4 protein-coding genes and 1 pseudogene are annotated in these 4,317 nt (G+C 34.4%); 1 reads left to right on the forward strand and 4 read right to left on the reverse strand.

Translation table 11 applies throughout. The features are described from left to right. Positions 1-13 precede the first annotated feature (13 nt). On the forward strand, positions 14-109 hold the full coding sequence (locus tag BWGOE10_RS30125; RefSeq protein WP_353958374.1) for an IS3 family transposase: 96 nt from the start codon (positions 14-16) through the stop codon (positions 107-109). A 51-nt stretch (positions 110-160) separates the two neighbouring features. Here the strand turns inward: BWGOE10_RS30125 and BWGOE10_RS30130 are convergent, their stop codons facing one another. The 4 genes and pseudogenes from BWGOE10_RS30130 to BWGOE10_RS15240 form a co-directional block, all read right to left on the reverse strand. Further along, on the reverse strand, positions 161-262 hold the full coding sequence (locus BWGOE10_RS30130; protein WP_000505688.1) for a YjcZ family sporulation protein: 102 nt from the start codon (positions 260-262) through the stop codon (positions 161-163). A gap of 219 nt (positions 263-481) precedes the next feature. Continuing rightward, the gene (locus BWGOE10_RS15230) at positions 482-1,135 is read right to left on the reverse strand and encodes a DUF2306 domain-containing protein (RefSeq protein ID WP_070143867.1); all 654 of its coding nucleotides are present in this window, start codon (positions 1,133-1,135) and stop codon (positions 482-484) included. A gap of 74 nt (positions 1,136-1,209) precedes the next feature. Beyond that, positions 1,210-1,332: pseudogene (locus BWGOE10_RS33460) on the reverse strand (alpha/beta hydrolase); the annotation flags it as partial. A 569-nt stretch (positions 1,333-1,901) separates the two neighbouring features. Next, positions 1,902-3,491, reverse strand: a complete 1,590-nt coding sequence (locus BWGOE10_RS15240) for a bifunctional metallophosphatase/5'-nucleotidase (protein ID WP_070143869.1) — start codon at positions 3,489-3,491, stop codon at positions 1,902-1,904. Between the last annotated feature and the right edge of the window lie 826 nt (positions 3,492-4,317).

A 4,317-nucleotide genomic window follows, 5' to 3' on the forward strand; every position in this document is an offset into this window, starting at 1 on the left:
ACTAATTCAAGCAATTGAAACATACATCTATCATTATAACTACAAACGATTCCAAAAACGACTCAATCATCGAGCTCCGATCGAATATCGAATTTCGATGGCTGCATAGTCTTTTTTACAGTTGTCTGTCCATATATGAGTGTCTTTTCTAATAGTTTGTTTAGCAGAAGCAGCTAGCTCCAACTATGATTAATAAAATAAATAATACAACTAATAAAGCAAAGCCACCGCCACAACTACTACAACTACCACCAAAGCCCATAATAGTTCTTCCTCCTTTAGATAAGAGGAGAAAACAAGGTGTCACTCATGTATTTTAACGGATTCAATTTACTGTATGTTTTTACGCATGAATTGAGCAGGTCCTTTTGAAAATAAAAAAAAGACACCCTAAGGTGATCTTCTTATGTAGGGCGGGAAGACATCGGCCTTCCTTTTGGGTTGCCATCAAGGGATTCAGCCGAGTTACGTATAAATTACATCAAAAATGTAAATCAGCATTTTTCTGTTGTTGTCCTTTATTAAGACTTTGTCTTATAAATAATTCTGCAATGATTAAATTTGGCACCCACGCTAACCAAGCAATAACAGCATAACTAAGTTCGAAATGCTTCAGTCCAAATAGCAATACAAATAAAGGTAGCCAAATTCTTAATGTAACTGCCGCAAAGGTTAAGGAATAATTTCTGATCATCCAATTCCGATGGTCTTGAATTTTTTTATTCTTAACTCTGTTTAATGCTTGATATGCCGATGTTAGCCAAAATACGGATAACAAACCGAAACCAAGCTTTCCTACTAATCCTCCCGTAGCGTAAAAGGATAAATAAAGTCCTGAAACGCCGCCAAATAATACACCAATCATATAGATTTTTCCAATCATTCGATGGCGACTGATATTCTTTTCTCTAAATTTTGTGGATAATGTAAAAGGACCAATTACTAATGCTACTACACTAGTTGCAATATGTAGAAATAACATAATGTACCAAAACGCACTCATTTTAGATAGAAACATAAGCTTCATTTGAACAAACCCTGCTTGAAATCCATCCATAATAAAATATTGGAAAACAGCATAACCAGCTACTAAAATAGCTGAAAAAGTAAATATAAACCAAGTTTTTTTATTCATAATTTCACCACCTCCTTGCAACATTTAAGGGGATTAGAACATATATTGCTGATTATCTAGGGTTAAAAGAGAACTTAATTAACTTCTTTTACTTCTTTCGGCAGCGCGTCATGTTCAATCCAGTTTTCGACTAAGCTATTAAACAGTTCAGGATTTGCTAAAGAAATTCCGTGATTAATTTTAGAAATAATACCACCTAATTAATCATACAACAAAAAAGGGATTTTTGGTTAATTTATCCATATTCATCATATTTGTTATTAGCAATTATTTTCTCAATAATCAATTTAGGAGTAGGTGTCACGGTTCCAGTAATGACCGCAATAGTTATGCAAGCAGCAGGCCCATCTTATGCAAATATGGCTGGGGCAACCTTAAATGTAAATTGACACCAGATAATTGCTCGTTTAGTAGGGGGAGCACCAACAAAACGCGAATTTCGTAGGCTAAGAAAAGTTTTTAAAAGAAAAAGCCATTTTTCTGAACATGTGAGAGTTATATAGTATTGTATGTGGAAAATATATCTAGATAATTCAAATCAGTTCAAATTAATGTAAACGTCAAATAACCCCAAAATAAACAATAAAAGTTGATTTTGGGGTTATTTTTTGTTAGCTTTACTTTTTTTCGGTACTTTGCATATCGATGGTAAATCCGTTGACCACGGTAGGACTTTATTTCAAACCCACACAAGAAAAATTAGATTACCTGCACACTAAAAAGTATAGCGAACAGGTAATCTAGGTATTTTGAGATTAATGAAAAACTAATTTGTTTTTTGAATTCTTCCATCAATAATAGGCTGAATTGGTTCTTTTGCTTGTTTTATATAATCTACTAATGCTTCAAAATCAGTTGGTCCTGTTTCAGCATCTTTCCCATTTTTAAAGGACACAAATCCATCTCCACCTGAAGCTAGAAATGCGTTCGCAACAACGCTGTAAGTCTTAGAAGGAATAATTTCTTCTCCATTTGTTAAGCGAATACTTGTGACTTTTTCTCCATTTGGCTTGTTCCCATCCCAAGTGTATTGGATCCCTGAAATTTGAAGCATTCTTGTTATGTCTTTTTGCCATTGTTGATTTAAAATATCACGAATGTCTTGACCCGTTAAATTAACTTTTATTAATTGATTTCCGAATGGCTGAATGCCATATACCTCTCCCCATGTAATATCACCAGCATCTAAGTCATTACGAATACCACCAGGGTTCATAAGAGCAATTTGGGATTGCATTGTTGCACGCTGAGTATCAGCGATTAAGTTGCCGAGAGTAGATTCACCAGCCGTATTTTGTTTTCGATCTAGTGGAGCTGTAGATTTACCAACAACCTCATTGACAAGAGGTGCGATTTTTTCTTGATATTTCTCCATCTTTTTCTTTATTTTTTTATCAGGCTCTATGCCTTCATGGTAGGTTGTAATAATTTCTGCTTTTTTCTCAACAATATCTTTTGTCTTACGATCAATCTTTACATCAACATCAGCAAAAGCCATTCCATAAGAATTTGCTTGTACGACAAGTTTATTATTAACAGTTCCATTTACATAGGTGTGGCTATGCCCCCCAAAAATAACATCGACTTCTGGATCAGTCTCATTTGCTAGTCGGACGAGATCACCATTTGTTACGCCGTTCTCATCTGTTGTACCTCCGTTATGTGCAAGAACAACGATAGATTTAACGCCAAGTTCTTTCAATTTCTTTACGGATTTGTTAATGGCTTCAACTTCATCTGTAATTTCTACATTCTTTAGCATAGTAGGCATAACAAGGTTAGGAACATCTGTTGTTACGACTCCGATAAAGCCAACAGGAACTCCTTGTACCTTTTTTATAGTAAATGGTGGTAAAAATAGACGACCGGTGGATTTATTATAGAAATTTGCGGCAACATATGGGAATTTTGCTCCTTTAAAATTCCCTGTTTTTTCATGGTATCCACCATAAATAAGGCGGTGCATTTCTTCAATACCTTCATCAAATTCATGATTTCCTATGGTTCCAACATCAAATTTTAAATCATTTAGAAATTCAATCGTGGGTTCATCTTGTAATAATGCTGAAACAGGAGGACTTGCTCCAACAACATCGCCAGCATGAACCTTTAATGTATTCGGATTTTGTTTTTCATGATCACGTAAATAAGCCGCTAAGTACTCGATTCCCCCTGCATCTTTATTGTTAATTTTCTTTACAGTGTCTAGTTGCCCATGAAAATCGTTAATACCGAGCATTTGTACATCTATGTAGCGGTTTGGTTCTGTAGTTGCTTGAGCTGGAGGCGCAGCAAATACACTTGAAAAGGTAACTGTACTTAATGCTAAAGCAACTGGAATGATTTTTTTCAACATAAAATTTTCTCTCCCCTTATTATAATCTGACATCATTCGATATAATTTTAATAGATTAAGAAGATTAATTCTATAAAAATTCTACTAATTATAAAAATTAATAAAATTTTATTGTTTTCCGACAAAAGACTCATTCCTCAAAAATGTGAAGGTGTGAAATACCAATTTTAGGTAGGAGATGAATATTGGTATGCGTGAGCCTACGTTTTTTTGATTAGGATATAAAGAAAAAGTGCCACCGGCACTCCAAACATATATATAATCAAAACGCACACCATTGGAGCCAATGGCATGCGCTGCATAAATTGTTAGATATTCGCACACATCTGTTTTACAAACTATTCACAGGAAAACAGATTCATATGGATGAAATGACAGAATCAGAGTAAACGTAAAATAGGGTGAGTGCAAAATTATGGATGTTACTTTTACATTGTTCTTTGTGAGGTAGCCTTACACATCCATCAACTTAAGAAATTGGTAGTTCTCCAAAACGAAGAAAATAAGCTAAATTCTTATAAACAACTGTAAAATAATAAATTTTTTGTTTTGGGGGTACTTCAAAATATTAGATTGATGGGCATGTGGCGGTACCCCACATCCATCAACTTAAGGTATATTTCCATACAAAATGTTGTCTTTTCACGAGTCTTTTATTATTTTTATAGATATCATGAAAGTAGGCACATCAAATAAACCCTGACGGGTTTCAAATTTTTCGCTATGCTACTTGATGAGCAGAAGTGGTATACTCATACACAACACCCAAAATATCAAAGACTGTTTTTTTCTCATATCTGTGGGATTTTCGTCCGTTTCGCTGTAG

The organism is Bacillus mycoides (assembly GCF_001757995.1).
Classification (GTDB): domain Bacteria; phylum Bacillota; class Bacilli; order Bacillales; family Bacillaceae_G; genus Bacillus_A; species Bacillus_A mycoides_B.